Annotated in this window: 15 protein-coding genes and 1 tRNA gene; 5 read left to right on the top strand and 11 right to left on the bottom strand. The window is 63.6% G+C overall.

Annotated features, from left to right (window positions below; genetic code table 11):
* Window positions 1–94 precede the first annotated feature (94 nt).
* Window positions 95–1,591: a porin gene (locus MTX23_RS16310; protein WP_280977693.1), complete on the bottom strand. Its 1,497-nt coding sequence runs from the start codon at window positions 1,589–1,591 to the stop codon at window positions 95–97.
* A gap of 450 nt (window positions 1,592–2,041) precedes the next feature.
* Here MTX23_RS16310 and MTX23_RS16305 point away from each other — a divergent pair, with 450 nt between their 5' ends.
* The gene (locus tag MTX23_RS16305) at window positions 2,042–2,554 is read left to right on the top strand and encodes a MarR family transcriptional regulator (RefSeq protein ID WP_280978094.1); all 513 of its coding nucleotides are present in this window, start codon (window positions 2,042–2,044) and stop codon (window positions 2,552–2,554) included.
* Window positions 2,555–3,069: 515 nt separating this feature from the next.
* On the top strand, window positions 3,070–4,257 hold the full coding sequence (locus MTX23_RS16300) for an IS481 family transposase (RefSeq protein ID WP_280971693.1): 1,188 nt from the start codon (window positions 3,070–3,072) through the stop codon (window positions 4,255–4,257).
* A 38-nt stretch (window positions 4,258–4,295) separates the two neighbouring features.
* Here the strand turns inward: MTX23_RS16300 and MTX23_RS16295 are convergent.
* The 7 genes from MTX23_RS16295 to MTX23_RS16265 form a co-directional block, all read right to left on the bottom strand.
* A tRNA-Pro gene (locus MTX23_RS16295) sits at window positions 4,296–4,373 on the bottom strand.
* A 65-nt stretch (window positions 4,374–4,438) separates the two neighbouring features.
* Window positions 4,439–5,059, bottom strand: coding sequence for a MerR family transcriptional regulator (locus MTX23_RS16290; RefSeq protein ID WP_280977692.1), 621 nt, complete (start codon window positions 5,057–5,059; stop codon window positions 4,439–4,441).
* 32 nt (window positions 5,060–5,091) lie between these two features.
* Window positions 5,092–5,427, bottom strand: coding sequence for an integration host factor subunit alpha (locus MTX23_RS16285; RefSeq protein ID WP_280977691.1), 336 nt, complete (start codon window positions 5,425–5,427; stop codon window positions 5,092–5,094).
* 134 nt (window positions 5,428–5,561) lie between these two features.
* On the bottom strand, window positions 5,562–6,539 hold the full coding sequence (locus MTX23_RS16280) for a beta-ketoacyl-ACP synthase III (protein WP_280977690.1): 978 nt from the start codon (window positions 6,537–6,539) through the stop codon (window positions 5,562–5,564).
* Window positions 6,536–7,597 (bottom strand): phosphate acyltransferase PlsX, encoded by a 1,062-nt coding sequence (plsX, locus tag MTX23_RS16275; protein WP_280977689.1) that lies wholly within the window; start codon window positions 7,595–7,597, stop codon window positions 6,536–6,538. Before plsX ends, MTX23_RS16280 begins: the two co-directional genes overlap by 4 nt.
* A 302-nt stretch (window positions 7,598–7,899) precedes the next feature.
* Window positions 7,900–8,496, bottom strand: coding sequence for a DUF177 domain-containing protein (locus tag MTX23_RS16270; RefSeq protein WP_280977688.1), 597 nt, complete (start codon window positions 8,494–8,496; stop codon window positions 7,900–7,902).
* On the bottom strand, window positions 8,493–9,044 hold the full coding sequence (locus tag MTX23_RS16265; protein ID WP_280977687.1) for a ubiquinol-cytochrome C chaperone family protein: 552 nt from the start codon (window positions 9,042–9,044) through the stop codon (window positions 8,493–8,495). The genes MTX23_RS16270 and MTX23_RS16265 overlap by 4 nt, the downstream gene beginning before the upstream one ends.
* Window positions 9,045–9,192: 148 nt before the next feature.
* On the opposite strand from MTX23_RS16265, the gene MTX23_RS16260 reads away from it, so the two are divergent.
* The 3 genes from MTX23_RS16260 to MTX23_RS16250 all read left to right on the top strand — a co-directional run bounded on the left by MTX23_RS16260 (window position 9,193) and on the right by MTX23_RS16250 (window position 11,360).
* Window positions 9,193–9,651 carry an outer membrane protein assembly factor BamE gene (locus MTX23_RS16260; RefSeq protein ID WP_280977686.1) on the top strand — a complete coding sequence of 153 codons (459 nt, stop codon included), beginning with the start codon at window positions 9,193–9,195 and terminating at the stop codon, window positions 9,649–9,651.
* Between the two features lie 175 nt (window positions 9,652–9,826).
* A complete protein-coding gene (locus tag MTX23_RS16255) occupies window positions 9,827–10,177 on the top strand; it encodes a zinc ribbon domain-containing protein YjdM (RefSeq protein ID WP_280977685.1) in 351 nt (116 codons plus the stop codon).
* Between the two features lie 175 nt (window positions 10,178–10,352).
* Window positions 10,353–11,360, top strand: coding sequence for a tripartite tricarboxylate transporter substrate binding protein (locus tag MTX23_RS16250; protein WP_280977684.1), 1,008 nt, complete (start codon window positions 10,353–10,355; stop codon window positions 11,358–11,360).
* A 247-nt stretch (window positions 11,361–11,607) separates the two neighbouring features.
* On the opposite strand, the gene MTX23_RS16245 is transcribed toward MTX23_RS16250, so the two are convergent.
* The 3 genes from MTX23_RS16245 to nusB form a co-directional block, all read right to left on the bottom strand.
* Complete coding sequence (locus MTX23_RS16245) at window positions 11,608–13,728, bottom strand: sodium-translocating pyrophosphatase (RefSeq protein ID WP_280977683.1); 2,121 nt, start codon at window positions 13,726–13,728, stop codon at window positions 11,608–11,610.
* A gap of 220 nt (window positions 13,729–13,948) precedes the next feature.
* Entirely contained in the window at window positions 13,949–14,950 is a 1,002-nt protein-coding gene (gene thiL / locus MTX23_RS16240; protein ID WP_280977682.1) for a thiamine-phosphate kinase, read from the bottom strand.
* 138 nt (window positions 14,951–15,088) lie between these two features.
* Window positions 15,089–15,583, bottom strand: coding sequence for a transcription antitermination factor NusB (gene nusB / locus MTX23_RS16235; protein ID WP_280977681.1), 495 nt, complete (start codon window positions 15,581–15,583; stop codon window positions 15,089–15,091).

The following is a 15,583-nucleotide window of genomic DNA, read 5'->3' as shown; positions in this document are numbered from 1 at the left end:
GTAGCTCGCTGTCTTCTTGCTCGTCGCTGTCAAAGAAAAAACCCCGGCGGTTTCCCGCCGGGGTTCTGTTGCAGCGTGATCAGATCAACCGGTGTTACCAGTTGCGCTGAGCGCGAAGGAGCAGCATCACAGTGTCCTGATCCTTTAGCTCGTAGGTGGCGGCCGGCTTGCCAATCGCGGCGCTACCCGGGAAGGCGATCGTGCCAGCGTACTTCTGATCGAGGTGGGAGTAGGTCACGTCTGCCGAGAAGGTCAGGTTCTTGACCGGGGTCCACCGGGTGATCACGCCGATCTGTGCAAGGTTGTAGTCGGGGTTGCAGGTGGTCACGCCAGTGCCGAACGCGGTACGGAACGTGCCGCCCACGCCACCAACGCCGCAGATGTAGGACTTAGCCGTATCGTTGTACATGACAGCGGCGTAAGCACCGTAGATGGCAGTGTTCCAGTACGGATTCCAGTTGTGGGTGTACGCACCGCGCATACCCCAGGTCTTGATGGTCTGCTGCTGACCGCCAGCGATGAACACCGTGTCGGGTGCCGTGCCGAAGCCAACGCTGCCATAGACGCCGGGCAGGTTCGAACCACCGAACATCGCAATCGCGCCCGCCTGGCTGGCGAGGTCCTGGATGTTGTAACGGGTCGCACCATCCGTATACACGCCCTGGACGTTGATCACGTCGCCGGGTCCGGTCGGGATGTTCTTGATCGACAAGGCCAGCGCACCAGCCCAGCCCCACTTGTCGTCCGGATGACCGGTCAACTCGGTGCCGCCGTAGTAGGCCGCATGGCTGTCATGCGCCGCGAACGACGCCTGGAACAGACCCCAGGCCTGATCGACCTTGAGCGACGCGATCAAGTCCGGCGCAATCGTGCCTGCATAGTCGCTCGCACCGTAAGCACCGCCAGCGCTGAGGTTGTTCACGCCAGCCTGCGAGTACAGCGTCTGATCCTGGGCCGACAGAGACAGCGACACGCCGTTGCCGAACTGCGCGGTGTAGGTGAACTGGTTCACGCCAGTGGTCGTGTTGACGCCGCCGACGAGACCGTCGAAGTTGTTGCCCGGATAGCCAGTCCAGGGAGCAGCGAACTGCGAGACCGCCTTACCGATCGTGAAGCCGGCGAACTGGATGAAGGCGTAGTAGACGCCGAGCGAACCGCCGGCGACAGCGTCACCCGAGTAAGTCGTCGACCCATTACCGACGCCGGCGTAGGTGCCCGAGGTCCAGGTGAACACCGCGTCGAAGTAGGTGCGGACCACGCCGTACTCGGTCGCGGTGCGCGTATCGATGTTCAGGTCTTCACGCGAACGCCAGGTGTAGCCGTTCGTGAAGCGGTTGTTGGCACCGTTGGCGCCGTTGTAGTTGGGACCGGCGACGGTGTTCGTGTTCGCCAGAACGTCCGCGCGCAGGTAGCCGCCCAGCTTGATGCAGGTGTCGGTGCCCGGGATATAGTAGAAGCCGGGACCGTACAGGGAGCAGACCTTCACGTACTCGACCGCTTTGGCCTTGACGGGAAGATCAGCGGCCTGAGCGCCGCCGACTGCGACGAGGGCAGCCGCCGAGCCCAGGATAAGGCTCTTCACCAATTTCATATTAACCTCCAAGTTGCTCATATGCGGAGAGTCCGGGCCGCGAGCGCCCCGAGATCCCCCGCCTGTCGCAAAACCATTCAGCGCGTTCACGCCTCCCGATGAATTCCCCAGGAGAGGGTGAACATGAGTGATTCAAACGCATCGGGACGATCGAGATTCCCCTACCGCCGGGGCCAATATGCCTGCGCCGAATTCCTAATCAAAATAGTTTATAAAGTCAGCTATACGAATGAAGCCACACTGTGGCTCGGCAGCAACGCCACCCACACCCCATTGCCTTTCCATGATAATTTGTCACACGGAGAGAATCTTGCTTGTCACGCAAGCGTCATAATTAATTTAAGGTCACTTGCGCCGGGCCCGCCTTGCGTGAACAATCGCGATTGCCCACAACGATCACAAGAATCAAAGCGGCGAAAAAGCTGTGCCGGGCAGGAGGAAGGGGAATCTGTGTCAGTGACAAGGAAGGATGCGACGCGTCAGCGCGCCATCGAAAATCTCGACATCATCAAACGCTTCACCTTGGAGATCTCCTCCATCAACTCTCATCTTGAGGAGGTCCGCCAGTTCTGGGGCAAGTCGCTCGGCGTCAGCGCTCCGCAATGGATGATCCTGATCGCGATCTCGGATCTCGACAAGGACGACGGCGTGCAGATCAACATGGTGTCGAAGCTGCTCCACGTCGATCCGTCGTTCGTGACAACCCAGTCCAAGCTTCTTGAGCAGAAGGGGTTGCTGCATCGCTCGCCCTCGCCGGCCGATGCGCGGGTGGTCCGGCTGTCGCTGACCGACAAGACCAAGAAGCACCTGGCAAGCCTCGCCGAGCAATACAACGCGTTCAGGAAAATTGTCTTCGAGGAATTCAGCGAAAAGGAATTGGCCGAGTTCACGACCAAGCTCGCCACCCTCAACGGCCGTCTTGAAAAGGCCTGCGTGAAAGTCGCGCTGGACTACAGTGCCTAGGGCCGCCCCCGCCATGTGATCTGCTGGTCGCAGGACATGTGCCACAAGATCATCGTGGCCCATGCGGTGTCCGGCGAGATGGGGGGACTTTGAAAACACATCTATGATCCGACCAAGCAGTGCGGGGCGACAGCAAGGAGGAGTTGTCAAATGCGCACGCTTACTGCCTACGGCATCGGCGTCGTCATCGTTCTCGCTTTACTCAACGGCATAGCATGGCAGGCGGGAATACCCCGGCTGCACAGTCTAAATGTGTTCTCCGCCGGATTCGTCCTTGGAGTGCTCGGGACGTACATTTCGGCTTGGGTAAACGGATATCGCCGAGTCGCCTGACTTCAATCCGCGGTCCGACCGCCCCCCGTCAGAACTGACATGGGCAAAAGCGCAGCCCGCGAAGTGAGCAGCCTTGGTTCGAAATCCAAATCGATCGCAATCATTGCCCTTCCTGAGAGAGGGGTGACAGTTCATTCCGGAGACATGGGTTACACAATCGGGCCTTTTGCGGGGAGCGCAAGATGCCCTGGAAGGTGTGTAAACCCATGGACGAACGACTGAAGTTCATTGCCAGACTTTTGGATGGCGAGCAGATGGCGGGGCTTTGCCGCGAGTTCGGCATCTCCCGCAAGACCGGCTACAAGATCCTCACGCGCTACAACAAGACCGGGCTCGACGGCCTCACCGATCGCTCACGCCGGCCATACCGCCACGCCAATCAGCTTCCGGACCAGATCGAAACGCTGATCGTACGCCTGAAGCAGGACAAGCCGAGCTGGGGCGCCCCAAAGATCAGGGAGCGACTGGCCCGGCTCTATCCGGATGTCCACACGCCCGCGATCAGCACGGTGCATGCGGTGCTCGATCGCCATGGCCTGGTCAAGCGCCGAACCCGACGACGCAACAGGGCTGAGGGCACAGCACTCTCTTGGCCGGCCCAGCCGAACGAGCTGTGGTGCGCCGATTACAAAGGCGAGTTCATGCTTGCCGACCGGCGATACTGCTATCCCTTGACCATCACCGACTTCGCCAGCCGCTATCTCATTGCCTGCGAAGCCCTCTCTACCACCAAGGAAGTCTATGCTTTCCCGGTGGTCGAGAGCGTCTTCAAGGAGTTCGGCCTGCCGCGAGCCATCCGCACCGACAACGGCGTTCCGTTTGCCAGTCCCAATGCTTTGTTCGGTTTAAGCAGGCTGTCGGTCTGGTGGCTCAGGCTCGGTATCGAAATCAAGCGGATCAAGCCCGGCAACCCGCAGCAGAACGGCCGCCATGAGCGCATGCATCTGACCTTGAAGCTGGAGGCCACCAAGCCGGCCGCGCAAAACTTCCTGCAGCAGCAGGCCAGGTTCGATGACTTCATCGACGGCTACAACAACGAGCGGCCACACCAGGCACTCAACATGCAGTGTCCAGCCGAGCGCTATCAGCCCTCGTCCCGGCCATATCGCGGCTTGCCCGACCTCGACTATCCGCTTCACGATAAGGCCGCCACCGTCACCACTTGCGGCCGCATCTGCTTCAATAACCAGAAGATCAATCTCAGTCAGGTCTTCGCCGGCCAGACCGTCGGCATCAAGCAAACCGACGACCGCATTTGGCTCGTCAGCTTCATGGAATATGATCTCGGCTACTTCGACGACGAGACTTGCAGGCTCGAACCCCTTGCAAATCCCTTCGGACCAAAACTGTTACCTATGTCCTCGGAATGAAACGTAACCCATGTGTCCGGAACGGACCTTGAGGAAAATGGTCGGAGCGAGAGGATTTGAACCTCCGACCCCTAGTCTCCCAGACTAGTGCGCTAACCGGGCTGCGCCACGCTCCGATGCCGTTCCATTAGCTGCGATCCCGCGTCCGCGCAAGGCGGGAAGCGGGCCTTGGCACCGTCAATCAGGCGCCGGTTCCACCCCTGTCGTCGCCGTCCTTCATCGCCGAATCGATCACCTGCCGGCAGACGACCAGTTCCTGCAGCGCGCGCTCGAGTCGCTCGCGATCGGCGGCCGCAATCCCGGCCCGCACCGGAGGCGCGGCGGGCTGTGCCTTCGCCGGCTGGGCCCGCGCCTTGTAGGTCGACAGGATGGCATCCTGGTCGGGATCGACGAATCGGTAGTCGATGCCCTTCTCGTCGCCGTCGCCCTCCTCCCCGTCGAGATCGAAGCCGTCGCTAATCCCGGCGTCGTCGGGCTCCGCCATGCTGTGGCCGACCGCCTCCTCGACCGCGCCGAACGAAACGGCCGCGGTCTGGTCGGCGATGCCCTGCACCGACTTGATGCCGTGCTCTTTCAGGATCCGCTGCACGCCGCGGATCGTGTAACCCTCGCCGTAAAGCAGCCGGCGGATGCCCTTGAGCAGATCGACGTCGTCCGGACGGTAATAGCGCCGTCCGCCGCTCCGCTTCATCGGCTTGATCTGCGCGAAGCGCGTTTCCCAGAATCTCAGGACATGCTGGGGGATGTCGAGTTCGTCAGCGACTTCGCTGATGGTACGGAACGCATCCGGCGCCTTGTCCAAATGCCCGCTCCTCTCTCACCTCGGTTCAATGGTCACTCGGCCTTGCTGCCGTCGCCATTGGTGGCCATGTGGCCGTTGATCCGCTGCTTCAGGATTGCCGACGGCTTGAACACCATCACGCGGCGCGGCGAGATCGGCACCTCGGTGCCGGTCTTCGGATTGCGTCCGATGCGCTGTCCTTTCTTGCGCACCATGAAGGAGCCGAACGACGACAGTTTCACCGTCTCGCCCTTCTCCAGGCAATCGGTGATCTCCTTCAGCACAAGCTCAACGAATGCCGACGATTCCGTCCGCGACAGGCCTACCTTCTGATAGACCGCTTCGCACAGATCAACGCGTGTAACAGTTTTTCCGGTTCCCGTGGTCATCTCGCCTGCCCCGCAATCTCGGCGAACAATTTTGTTGACTGAAATTAAAAGCTTAGCGCGCAATGGTCAACAGCGAGCAGCACTCGGACGCGGCAAAGGAACCGGCAAAGTATTTGCACTTTTTAGCGATGCGCTCACCAGCGCACGAGCGCCGAACCCCAGGTGAAGCCGCCGCCCATTGCCTCGAACAGCACCAGGTCGCCTTTCTTCACGCGCCCGTCCTTCACGGCAACCGACAGCGCGAGCGGGATCGAAGCGGCCGAGGTGTTGCCGTGCTTGTCGACCGTCAGCACCACCTTCTGCGGCGCAATATGAAGCTTGTGCGCCGATGCATCGATGATTCGCTTGTTGGCCTGGTGCGGGATGAACCAGTCGATGTCCTCGGCGGTGATGCCGGTGGCGTTGAACGCATCGACGATCACGTCGGTGATCATGCCGACGGCGTGCTTGAACACCTCCCGGCCCTCCATCCTGAGATGCCCGACCGTCCTGGTCGAACCGGGACCGCCGTCGACGAACAGCTTGGCCTTGTGGCGCCCGTCGGAGCGCAGATGCGTGGTCAGCACGCCGGGATCGCTGGTCTTGCCGGCATGTTGCTGCGCCTCAAGCACGATCGCGCCGGCGCCGTCGCCGAACAGCACGCAGGTGCCGCGGTCATTCCAGTCCAGGATCCGCGAGAAGGTCTCCGCGCCGATCACCAGCGCGCGCTTGTAGGTGCCGGTGCGCAGGAAATTGTCGGCGGTGGCGAGCGCAAAGACGAAGCCCGAGCACACCGCCTGCAGGTCGAACGCCGCGCCGTGGTTGATGCCGAGCCCGTGCTGGACCGCGACCGCGGTGGCGGGAAAGGTGTTGTCTGGGGTCGAGGTCGCGAGCACGATCAGGTCGATCGCCTGCGCGTCGAGCCCTGCATGGGCCAGCGCGGCGCGCGCCGCATTGATCGCCAGATGCGAGGTGAACTCGTCGTCGGCCGCGATGTGGCGCTCGCGGATGCCCGTGCGCTGCACGATCCAGTCGTCCGATGTGTCAATTCGGGTCGCAAGTTCGGCATTCGTCAAAACCCGCTCCGGCAAGTAAGAGCCGCAGCCGAGCACAACCGAACGTATCGCAGTCACGAGACAGCCTCCTGCGCGGTCTGCGCCTGCACCAGCGCGCTGCCGTCGCGATTTAGCATCTGATTGATCTTGGTGAGGAGATCGTAGTGGGCCATCTCATAGCCAACATCGACCGCATAGGCAAAGCCTTCCGCGTTGGTGCCGCCATGGCTCTTGACCACCACGCCCTGCAGGCCGAGCAGCACGCTGCCATTCAACTTGTTGGGATCGAGCTTGTCGCGCAGCTTCTGGAACGCGCTACGGGCAAACAGGTAGCCGATCCGCGCCAGCCAGTTCGAGCCCATGGCTTCGCGCAGGAGGGCGAACATCTGGCGCGCAGTTCCCTCGGCGGCCTTGAGCGCGATGTTACCGCAGAAACCTTCCGATACGATCACGTCGGCAAGACCCTTGCCGATCCCGTCGCCCTCGACGAAGCCGATATAGTTGAATTGGGCCGAGTTCATCGCCCGAAGCATTCCGGCCGCCTCGCGGATCTCCTCATGGCCTTTGATCTCCTCGGACCCGATATTGAGCAGGCCGACGGTCGGCCGTTCGAGGTTGAACAGCACGCTCGCCATGGCGCTGCCCATCACCGCCAGCGCCACCAGATGCTGAGCGTCGCCGCCGATCGTGGCGCCGAGGTCGAGCACGACGGAGTCGCCGCGCAGCGTCGGCCACACCGCTGCAAGCGCCGGGCGGTCGACGCCGGGCAGCGTCCGCAGATTGAGCCGCCCCATCGCCATCAGCGCGCCGGTGTTGCCGGCGGAGACCGCGACGTCGGCCTGGCCATGTTTCACCGCGTCGATCGCGAGCCACATCGAGGACGCTCTCCTGGTCCGCCGCAGCGCCTGGCTCGGCTTGTCGTCCATCGCAACGGCGACGTCGGTGTGGATGACCTTCGAGACTGCCTTGAGCGCGGGATGCTTGGCCAGTTCCGGCTCGATCTTCGCCTGGTCTCCGAATAGCAGGAATTCACTGTCGGGATGACGGCTCAACGAGATCGCGGCGCCGGGAATGACGACCGATGCGCCGACATCGCCCCCCATGGCGTCAAGCGCGATTCGAACCTTGTGAGGCATGAACGTCCCGGAAACCTGCTCTCCCACAGCCTCTTGTGACAAAGACCGCGAGCTTGAAGTCACCGCTGTCAACGGCGCGCGGCGAAACGCCAACTCACGTCCCGGCCGGGCCGCGACAATAGCGTGTCCGCGGTCCGACACAACCTCTTGACGGCGTTGGGCGGTGTGGCCAAACCGTCACACAATACGTCGCATCAGAACAAAAATACACGATCTTTCAATATATTGTGACGATTATCTGAACTAGCAAGGGATGTCCCTCGTACAGTTCCGCACGCAGGTCACCCCCTTACAAAGTCGTCCTAACCGCCCTTCGGCTTCTTGCCGTCGGCCTTTTCCTTCAAGGCCTTCAGCGCGGCAAAGGGATGAGCTTCCGGATCAGGTGCTTCAACCGCCTGTTCAAACACCGCATCCGGCTTGCGCGGATACGGGTCGATGCCGAGAAACAACGCGTCGGTGGCGAGCCGGCCGATGTCGATGCAGCCGTTGACGATAGGCTCCGGCGGATCCGGCGTCTCCTCGTCGCTCTCCTCGGCGTCATCGACCAGATCCGCCATCTGCGGAATCTGCTCGGGCGGCGCGAACACGACGTCGATCGGTTCGTCGATGTCGTTCTCGATCGGATCGAGCGTCACCACGCAGGTCTGCCCGATCCGCGCCTGCACGCTGCCCGTGACGTGGTAGCTGCCGTCGCGTTTCGGGATGATGTCGAACGCCGCACGTGCGGAGACCACCTCGCGCAGCCCGGCGATCTCGGCGATCGCCCTGCGGGCCGCCTCGTCGGCCTCGATCGCGCGATGCAGCCCGGCCTCCGGGACTTGCGCCGCATTGACGAGGACGCGCCAAGGATCGCGCACCGGGTCGGGCCGTCTTGCCGTGCCGCCCGTGCCGCCGCTCATGCCGACGCCCCTACAGCCTGTGGGACCGGAAAACGCCATGCGCCCCGAGCCAGCGCGGCGAGATCGGCGCGCGCCAGCTCCGCCATCGCGCACTTGGCATAGGTCGCGAGCTCCCGTGCCTTGTCGATGTCCCTGCCGTTGAGGATATTCTTGCAGAACGACTGGGCCAGCGCCTCGTCGCTGTCGGTCAGTGCCAGATCATAGGCCGCGGTCCGGCCGTAGAATGCTTCGCCGAACGCCTGCATGCGCTTGGGCACCGTCAGGTCGCCGACGCCCATCTCGCGCAGATTGTCGTCCATATCGATGCAGAAATGGTCGAACAGGGCCTGTGACAGATCCGCGCTCGCGCCAGCGGATTTGAGCTGCCGCAACACCAGCCAGAGGTGCATCAAAAGCAGGTCAAAACGGCCGTTAACCGTGTCCGGGACGCCCAAGTCACGGTAAAATAACGGTTCTCGCGCCTGCGTCACGATCATGCCATAGATGGTCTCAATGGTGCTGCGCGGCGGCACCGGGGGTTTCCTGAAGTGATTAAACGGCCAAAGCATGATGGGTTCCGGCTGCGGGTCCCAAAGGTCGCCTGTTGAGGGCTCGCCCGTTGGAGGCTCGGCTATATTGCAATCCATTGAGCTGCCCGGTACGTCAACGCCTCGCCCGATGCAAGGGGACGGATCAGTTCCGCCGATGAACCACATTATGCCAAGACAGTCCCGCGGTGCGCGCGGCCTATTCTCGCGCATCCGCGCGATCGCCGCCGTTGGTCTCGTCTGTGCCGCCCTCGGAGCATGCACCGGCGAGCAGTTCCAGAAGGGCTACATCCTGCCCGACGGCGCGCTCGAGCAGATTCCGATCGGCGCGAGCCAGGACCAGGTGTTGATCGTGCTTGGCACGCCATCCACGGTCGCCACGCTCGACGGCGAAGTGTTCTACTACATCTCGCAGCGGACCTCCCGCCCGGTCGCCTTCATGAACCAGCACGTGATCGACCAGCGCGTGATCGCGGTCTATTTCGACAAGAACCGGCAGGTGCGACGGCTCGCCAATTACGGTCTGAAGGACGGCAAGATCTTCGACTTCGTCAGCCGCACCACGCCGACCTCGGGTCAGGAGATGTCCTACCTGACGCCGCTGTTCAAGCTGCTGAGCTTCAACTAGCCGCATCTTCCTAGCGAAGCGGGGCCGGTTCGCGTGAAGCAACTGCGCCCAGCAAGCACGGGAGATTCCGTTCTGATCCAGGGAGCCCACCGCCCATTTGGCGCGGCGGGTTTTCTCTTGCTTTGCCGGTCCACGGCCCTACGGTGCGCCGGCCACGACGGAGACGATGTCGACCATGGACGCTTCAATGAGCTGCCCGAAATGCAATTCCGAGCATGCCTATCGGGATGGTGCTCTCTGGGTTTGCCCGGAATGCGCCCATGAATGGAGCGCCGAGGCGGCCGCGGCTGCGGAGACCTCGCAGGAGACCGGCGTGCGCGATGCGCACGGCAACCTGCTGGCGGACGGCGACAGCGTCATCGTGATCAAGGACCTCAAGGTCAAGGGCTCGTCATCGGTCGTCAAGGGCGGCACCAAGGTCAGGAACATCCGTCTCACCGAGGGCAGCGACGGACACAACATCGCCTGCAAGATCGACGGCATCGGTGCGATGAACCTGAAGTCGGAGTTCGTGAAGAGGGCTTAGTGCGCTCGCCCCGTGGCGCCTGAGCTCGGCCGATCCAAGCCGATCGGAGCGTGCTGCGCGAATTGCGCAATGTCGATCAAGAGTTGGAACACCTGCGCCAAGTTGCCGCTTGCCCGAGAGACAGGCGGTCCCCTAGGGTCGCGCGCAAACAACGTGTGACCAAGGGGGCAAGCACATGATCCGCAAGAGATTTTCCCGTCGTACGGTTTTGTCGGGCGCTGCCGCGCTGTCGGCCGCGACGATTCTGCCGCGCGCAAGCCTGGGGGCCGGTGAGTGGCGACCGACCGAGACCGTCCGGATCATCGTGCCGGCGGCCGCGGGTGGCTCGACTGACGTGATGGGACGGCTCCTCGCCGCGCACCTGCAGCCGATCTGGGGCCAGTCGGTCGTCGTCGAAAACCGATCCGGTGCGGGAGGCACCATTGGCACCGCGGAGGTCGCCCGCAACAAAGGCGACGGCCACACCATCCTGATCGGCAATCCCGGGCCGAACGCGATCGCCTACAGCATCTTCAGGAACCTGACCTACAAGGCCGACCAGCTGCAGCCGGTCTCCAACATGATCCGGATCCCGAACATCGTCACGGCGCATCCCACGACCGGTATCAAATCCATTCCGGAGCTGATCGCTCATCTGAAGGCCAATCCCGACAAGCTGACCTATGGCTCATCCGGCACCGGACAAAGCCCTCATCTCACCGGCGCCTGGTTCCTGCAGCTCACCGGCCTGCAGATGACGCATGTGCCGTTCCGCGGCGCCGGCCCTGCCCTGCAGGCCGCGCTCGCCGGCGACATCCAGATCCTGTTCGACAACCTCTACCCGTCGCTGCCGCAGGTGCTCGACGGCAAGCTCAACGGACTCTGCGTCACCACGCCCGAACGCAGCGACTCCGCGCCGAAGCTGCCGCCGATGCGCGAGACTGCGCCCGAGCTTGCCAGGTTCGACGTCTCGTCCTGGTTCGGCGTCTTCCTGCCCAAGGCGGCGCCAGCTCCCGTCGTCGATGAGCTGAACGGGCAGATCAAGGCGATGCTGGAGCGTGACGACGTCAAGAAGAACATCGCCGGCATGGGCGCCCGCGCCGACTACGGCACGCCGCAGCAATTCTCGGATTTCGTCGGAGCGGAGACCACGAAGTTCGCCGCCATCATCGAGAAGGAAGGCCTGCAGATGGAGGTGAAGTAATTACCGCTATTGCCGCCGTCATTGCGAGGAGCGACAGTGACGACTTGTCCGCCGAAGCCTTGGCGAAGGCGGAAGCAATCCATGTCGCCACAAGCGGCGAGATGGATTGCTTCGTGGAGCCTGTCATCGGGCGCGCATTCGCGCGACCCGTTGGCTCGCAATGACGCGGTGACATTTTCGCGTCCCCCGAAACCAAAAACCCCGCGGCTCGCACCGCGGGGTTTTCGTTTCAGTCGGAGGCTGCCGTTCAGTGCGCGAGGATCGCGAGCAGCAGCAGCGCCACGATGTTGGTGATCTTGATCATCGGGTTCACCGCCGGGCCCGCCGTGTCCTTGTAGGGATCGCCGACGGTGTCGCCGGTCACCGCTGACTTGTGGGCGTCGGAGCCCTTGCCGCCATAGTGACCGTCCTCGATGTACTTCTTGGCGTTGTCCCAGGCGCCGCCGCCCGAGGTCATCGAGATCGCGACGAACAGGCCGGTAACGATCACGCCGAGCAGCATGGCACCGACCGCGGAGAATGCCGCCGACTTGCCGGCCGCACCGCCGCCCGCGATCGCATACATCGCGAAGTAGACCACGATCGGCGACAGCACCGGCAACAGCGACGGCACGATCATCTCCTTGATCGCCGCCCTGGTCAGCAGGTCGACCGCCTTGCCGTAGTCGGGCTTGTCGCTGCCCTGCATGATGCCGGGCTTCTCGCGGAACTGGCGACGCACCTCCTCAACGATCGCGCCCGCCGCACGGCCCACCGCCGTCATGCCCAGCGCGCCGAACAGGTACGGCAACAGGCCGCCGAACAGCAGACCCACAACCACATAGGGATTGTTGAGCGAGAAGTCGGGATTGACGCCCTTGAAGTAGGCATGGGCGTTGACGTCGCTGATGAAGAATTTGAGGTCCTGGTTATAGGCCGCAAACAGCACCAGCGCGCCGAGACCGGCGGAGCCGATCGCGTAGCCCTTGGTCACCGCCTTGGTGGTGTTGCCGACCGCGTCCAGCGCGTCGGTCGACTTGCGCACCTCCTTCGGCAGCCCCGCCATCTCGGCGATGCCGCCGGCATTGTCGGTGACCGGGCCGAAGGCGTCGAGCGCGACGATCATGCCGGCCAGCGCCAGCATGGTGGCAGTTGCGATCGCGATGCCGAACAGGCCGGCAAGGCCGTAGGTGACGAGGATGCCGGCGATGATGACGATCGCGGGCAGCGCGGTCGCTTCCATCGAGACCGCCAGGCCCTGGATCACGTTGGTGCCGTGACCGGTGACCGAGGCGGAAGCGATCGACTTCACCGGGCGATAGTCGGTGCCAGTGTAGTACTCGGTGATCCAGATGATCAGGCCGGTGACGACCAGGCCGACCACGCCGCACCAGAACAGCGACAGGCCGGTATATTCGACGCCGTCGAGCTTGCCGAAGCCGATCAGCCAGTTGATGACCGCCGCAACGCCGATCAGCGACAGGACGCCGGTGGCGATCAATCCCTTGTACAGCGCGCCCATGATCGACTGGCTCGCGCCCAGCTTGACGAAGAAGGTGCCGATGATCGAGGTGATGATGCAGATGCCGCCGATCGCCAGCGGCAGCGTCATCATGTTCACCAGGATCGGCGTCTTGGCAAAGAAGATCGCGGCGAGCACCATGGTGGCGACCGCGGTCACCGCGTAGGTCTCGAACAGGTCGGCCGCCATGCCGGCGCAGTCGCCGACATTGTCGCCGACATTGTCGGCGATGGTGGCCGGGTTGCGCGGATCATCCTCCGGGATACCGGCCTCGACCTTGCCGACGAGGTCGCCGCCGACGTCAGCACCCTTGGTGAAGATGCCGCCGCCGAGACGGGCGAAGATCGAGATCAGCGAGGCGCCGAAGCCGAGCGCCACCATGGCGTCGACCACGGTCCGGCTGCTCGCCTCCAGGCCGAGGAAGTGGACCAGCACCATGAAGTAGATGGTGACGCCGAGCAGCGCGAGACCCGCGACCAGAAGGCCGGTGATCGCGCCCGCCTTGAAGGCGAGTTCGAGGCCGCCGGCGAGCGAGGTGGTCGCCGCCTGCGCGGTGCGGACGTTGGCGCGCACCGAGACGTTCATGCCGATGAAGCCGGCCGCGCCCGACAGGATGGCGCCGATCGCAAATCCGATCGCGACCAGCACCCCGAGGAAGTAGGCCAGCAGCAAGAAGATCACGATACCGACCATGCCGATGGTCGTGTACTGGCGCCGCAGATAGGCCTGCGCGCCCTCACGTACGGCGGCAGCGATCTCCTGCATGCGCGGATTGCCTGCATCCGCGTTCAGGACCGACGAGGTGGCCCAGATCGCGTAGACGATGGAAAGCGCCCCGCAGAGCACAATCACCCATAATGCTGTCATTGAATGTTGCCTCAGATCCTTGATGTAACCCCCGCGCCTTTTTGCCGGCGCTTATTTTGCGAGGATCATCCCTCCCCAAGAAAGGGATGGCCTCAAATCGGGCGCGACCTTGCCAAAATCGTTAACCCCGCGCAACGGCACCGACGGCCGAAAACGCCGATATTGGCAGCTATTTAGAAGGAAAGTCGCGCCTTGCGGCCCGGGCTTCTAGACCGGGCTTCTAGAAATGGCTGTAGGACAGCCGCTCCAGCGCCAGTTCCCTGCCCTGCCCATCGAGAAAGCTCGGCGGCGAATGTCCGGCGATGACCCCGCCGATCGCCGTGACTGCGACCCCGGCCTGCCGCGCCTCCCGAGTGAAGGCCTCGATGCGATGGCCCGGGATCGCACACAGAATCTCGTAGTCGTCGCCGCCGGCGACCAGCGTCTCGATGCCGATCGCCTTGCGCGCCAGCAACCCGGCCGCCACCGGCGACAGCGGGATGCTCTGCACGTCGATCACGGCCGAGACGCGCGAGGCCGCGCAGAGTTTTGTCAGATCGCCGGCGAGACCGTCGGACACATCCATCGCCGCGCTGGCGTGGCTGCGGATTGCCTTGGCGAGCGCATTGCGTGGCTGCGGCACCCGGTAGCGGGCGGCCAGCATCTCTCTTGCCGCGGCGTCGCCGGCGAGCGCTTCGGCCACCCGCCCGCCCTTCAGCACGTCGAGCCCGAGCACGGCATCGCCGATGCTGCCGGTGACCACCACGCGATCGCCCGGATGCGCACCGCTGCGATGCACCATCCGCCCGGCCGGCACCCGCGCGAACGCGGTGATCGAGATCATCAGCGGACCCGGCGTCGACACCGTATCGCCACCGAGCAGCGGGCAGCCATAATGCGCGGCGTCCTCGCCGAGCGCGGCAGCGAACGGCTTCAGCCAAGCCTCCTCCACGCCGCGCAGTGCCAGCGTCAGCACGAAGCCCGCGGGCGCCGCGCCCTTCGCCGCAATGTCGGACAGGTTCACCCGCAGCGCCTTGCGCGCCAGCGTGTCGGGCGGATCGCCGGGAAGAAAGTGGACGCCCTCGACGATCGCGTCGGTGGTGATCACGACGTCCTCGCCGGCCGCTTTCAGCGCGGCGGCGTCGTCGTCGAGATTGAACGCGCCCGGGTCGGTCGCGAGCGGCTTGAAATACCGCGCGATGAGGGAGTCTTCGCCGGATGGACCATTATGACGATCTGCCATGACGCGCGCCTCACCGTCGTCTGTCATCGCCCGGCTTGACCGGGCGATCCAGTACGCCGCGGCATCGGTTGTCGTTGACGACTGCCGCGGCGTACTGGATCACCCGCATGCGCAGGTGATGACAGCTGAGCGCGTGACTCACCCCCGCACAAACTCATCCGCGCGGAACTGGCGCGCGATCTGGTCGAGCACGGCGTTCACCATGCCGGTCTCGTCCTTCTCGACGAAGGCATGCGCGACGTCGACATATTCGGAGACGACGACGCGGCCGGGCACGTCCTTGCGATGCTCGAGCTCGTAGGAGCCGGCCCGCAGCACGGCGCGCAGGATCGCATCGATCCGCTTCAACGGCCAGCCCTTCGACAGCGCGTCGTCGATCAAGGGATCGAGCTTGGCTTGGTCGCGCACTACGCCGGAGACGACGTCGCGGAAGAATGCAGCCTCGGCCGGCAAATATTTTTCGCCTTCGACCTCGTTGCCGAGCCAGTGGCTCTCGAACTCCGCGAAAATGTCGTTAAGGCCGGCGCCGGCGATATCCATCTGGTACAGCGCCTGCACGGCCGCGAGCCGCGCCGCACCGCGCCGGTTGGCTTTCCTGTCGGGACCCTTCGCCGGCTTCTTGCTCTCTGCCAT

This window comes from Bradyrhizobium sp. ISRA436 (genome assembly GCF_029910015.1).
In the GTDB taxonomy this organism is placed as follows: Bacteria; Pseudomonadota; Alphaproteobacteria; order Rhizobiales; family Xanthobacteraceae; genus Bradyrhizobium.
The sequence above is the reverse complement of the archived record's forward strand: the minus strand, read 5'-3'. Positions and strand labels throughout refer to the sequence as shown.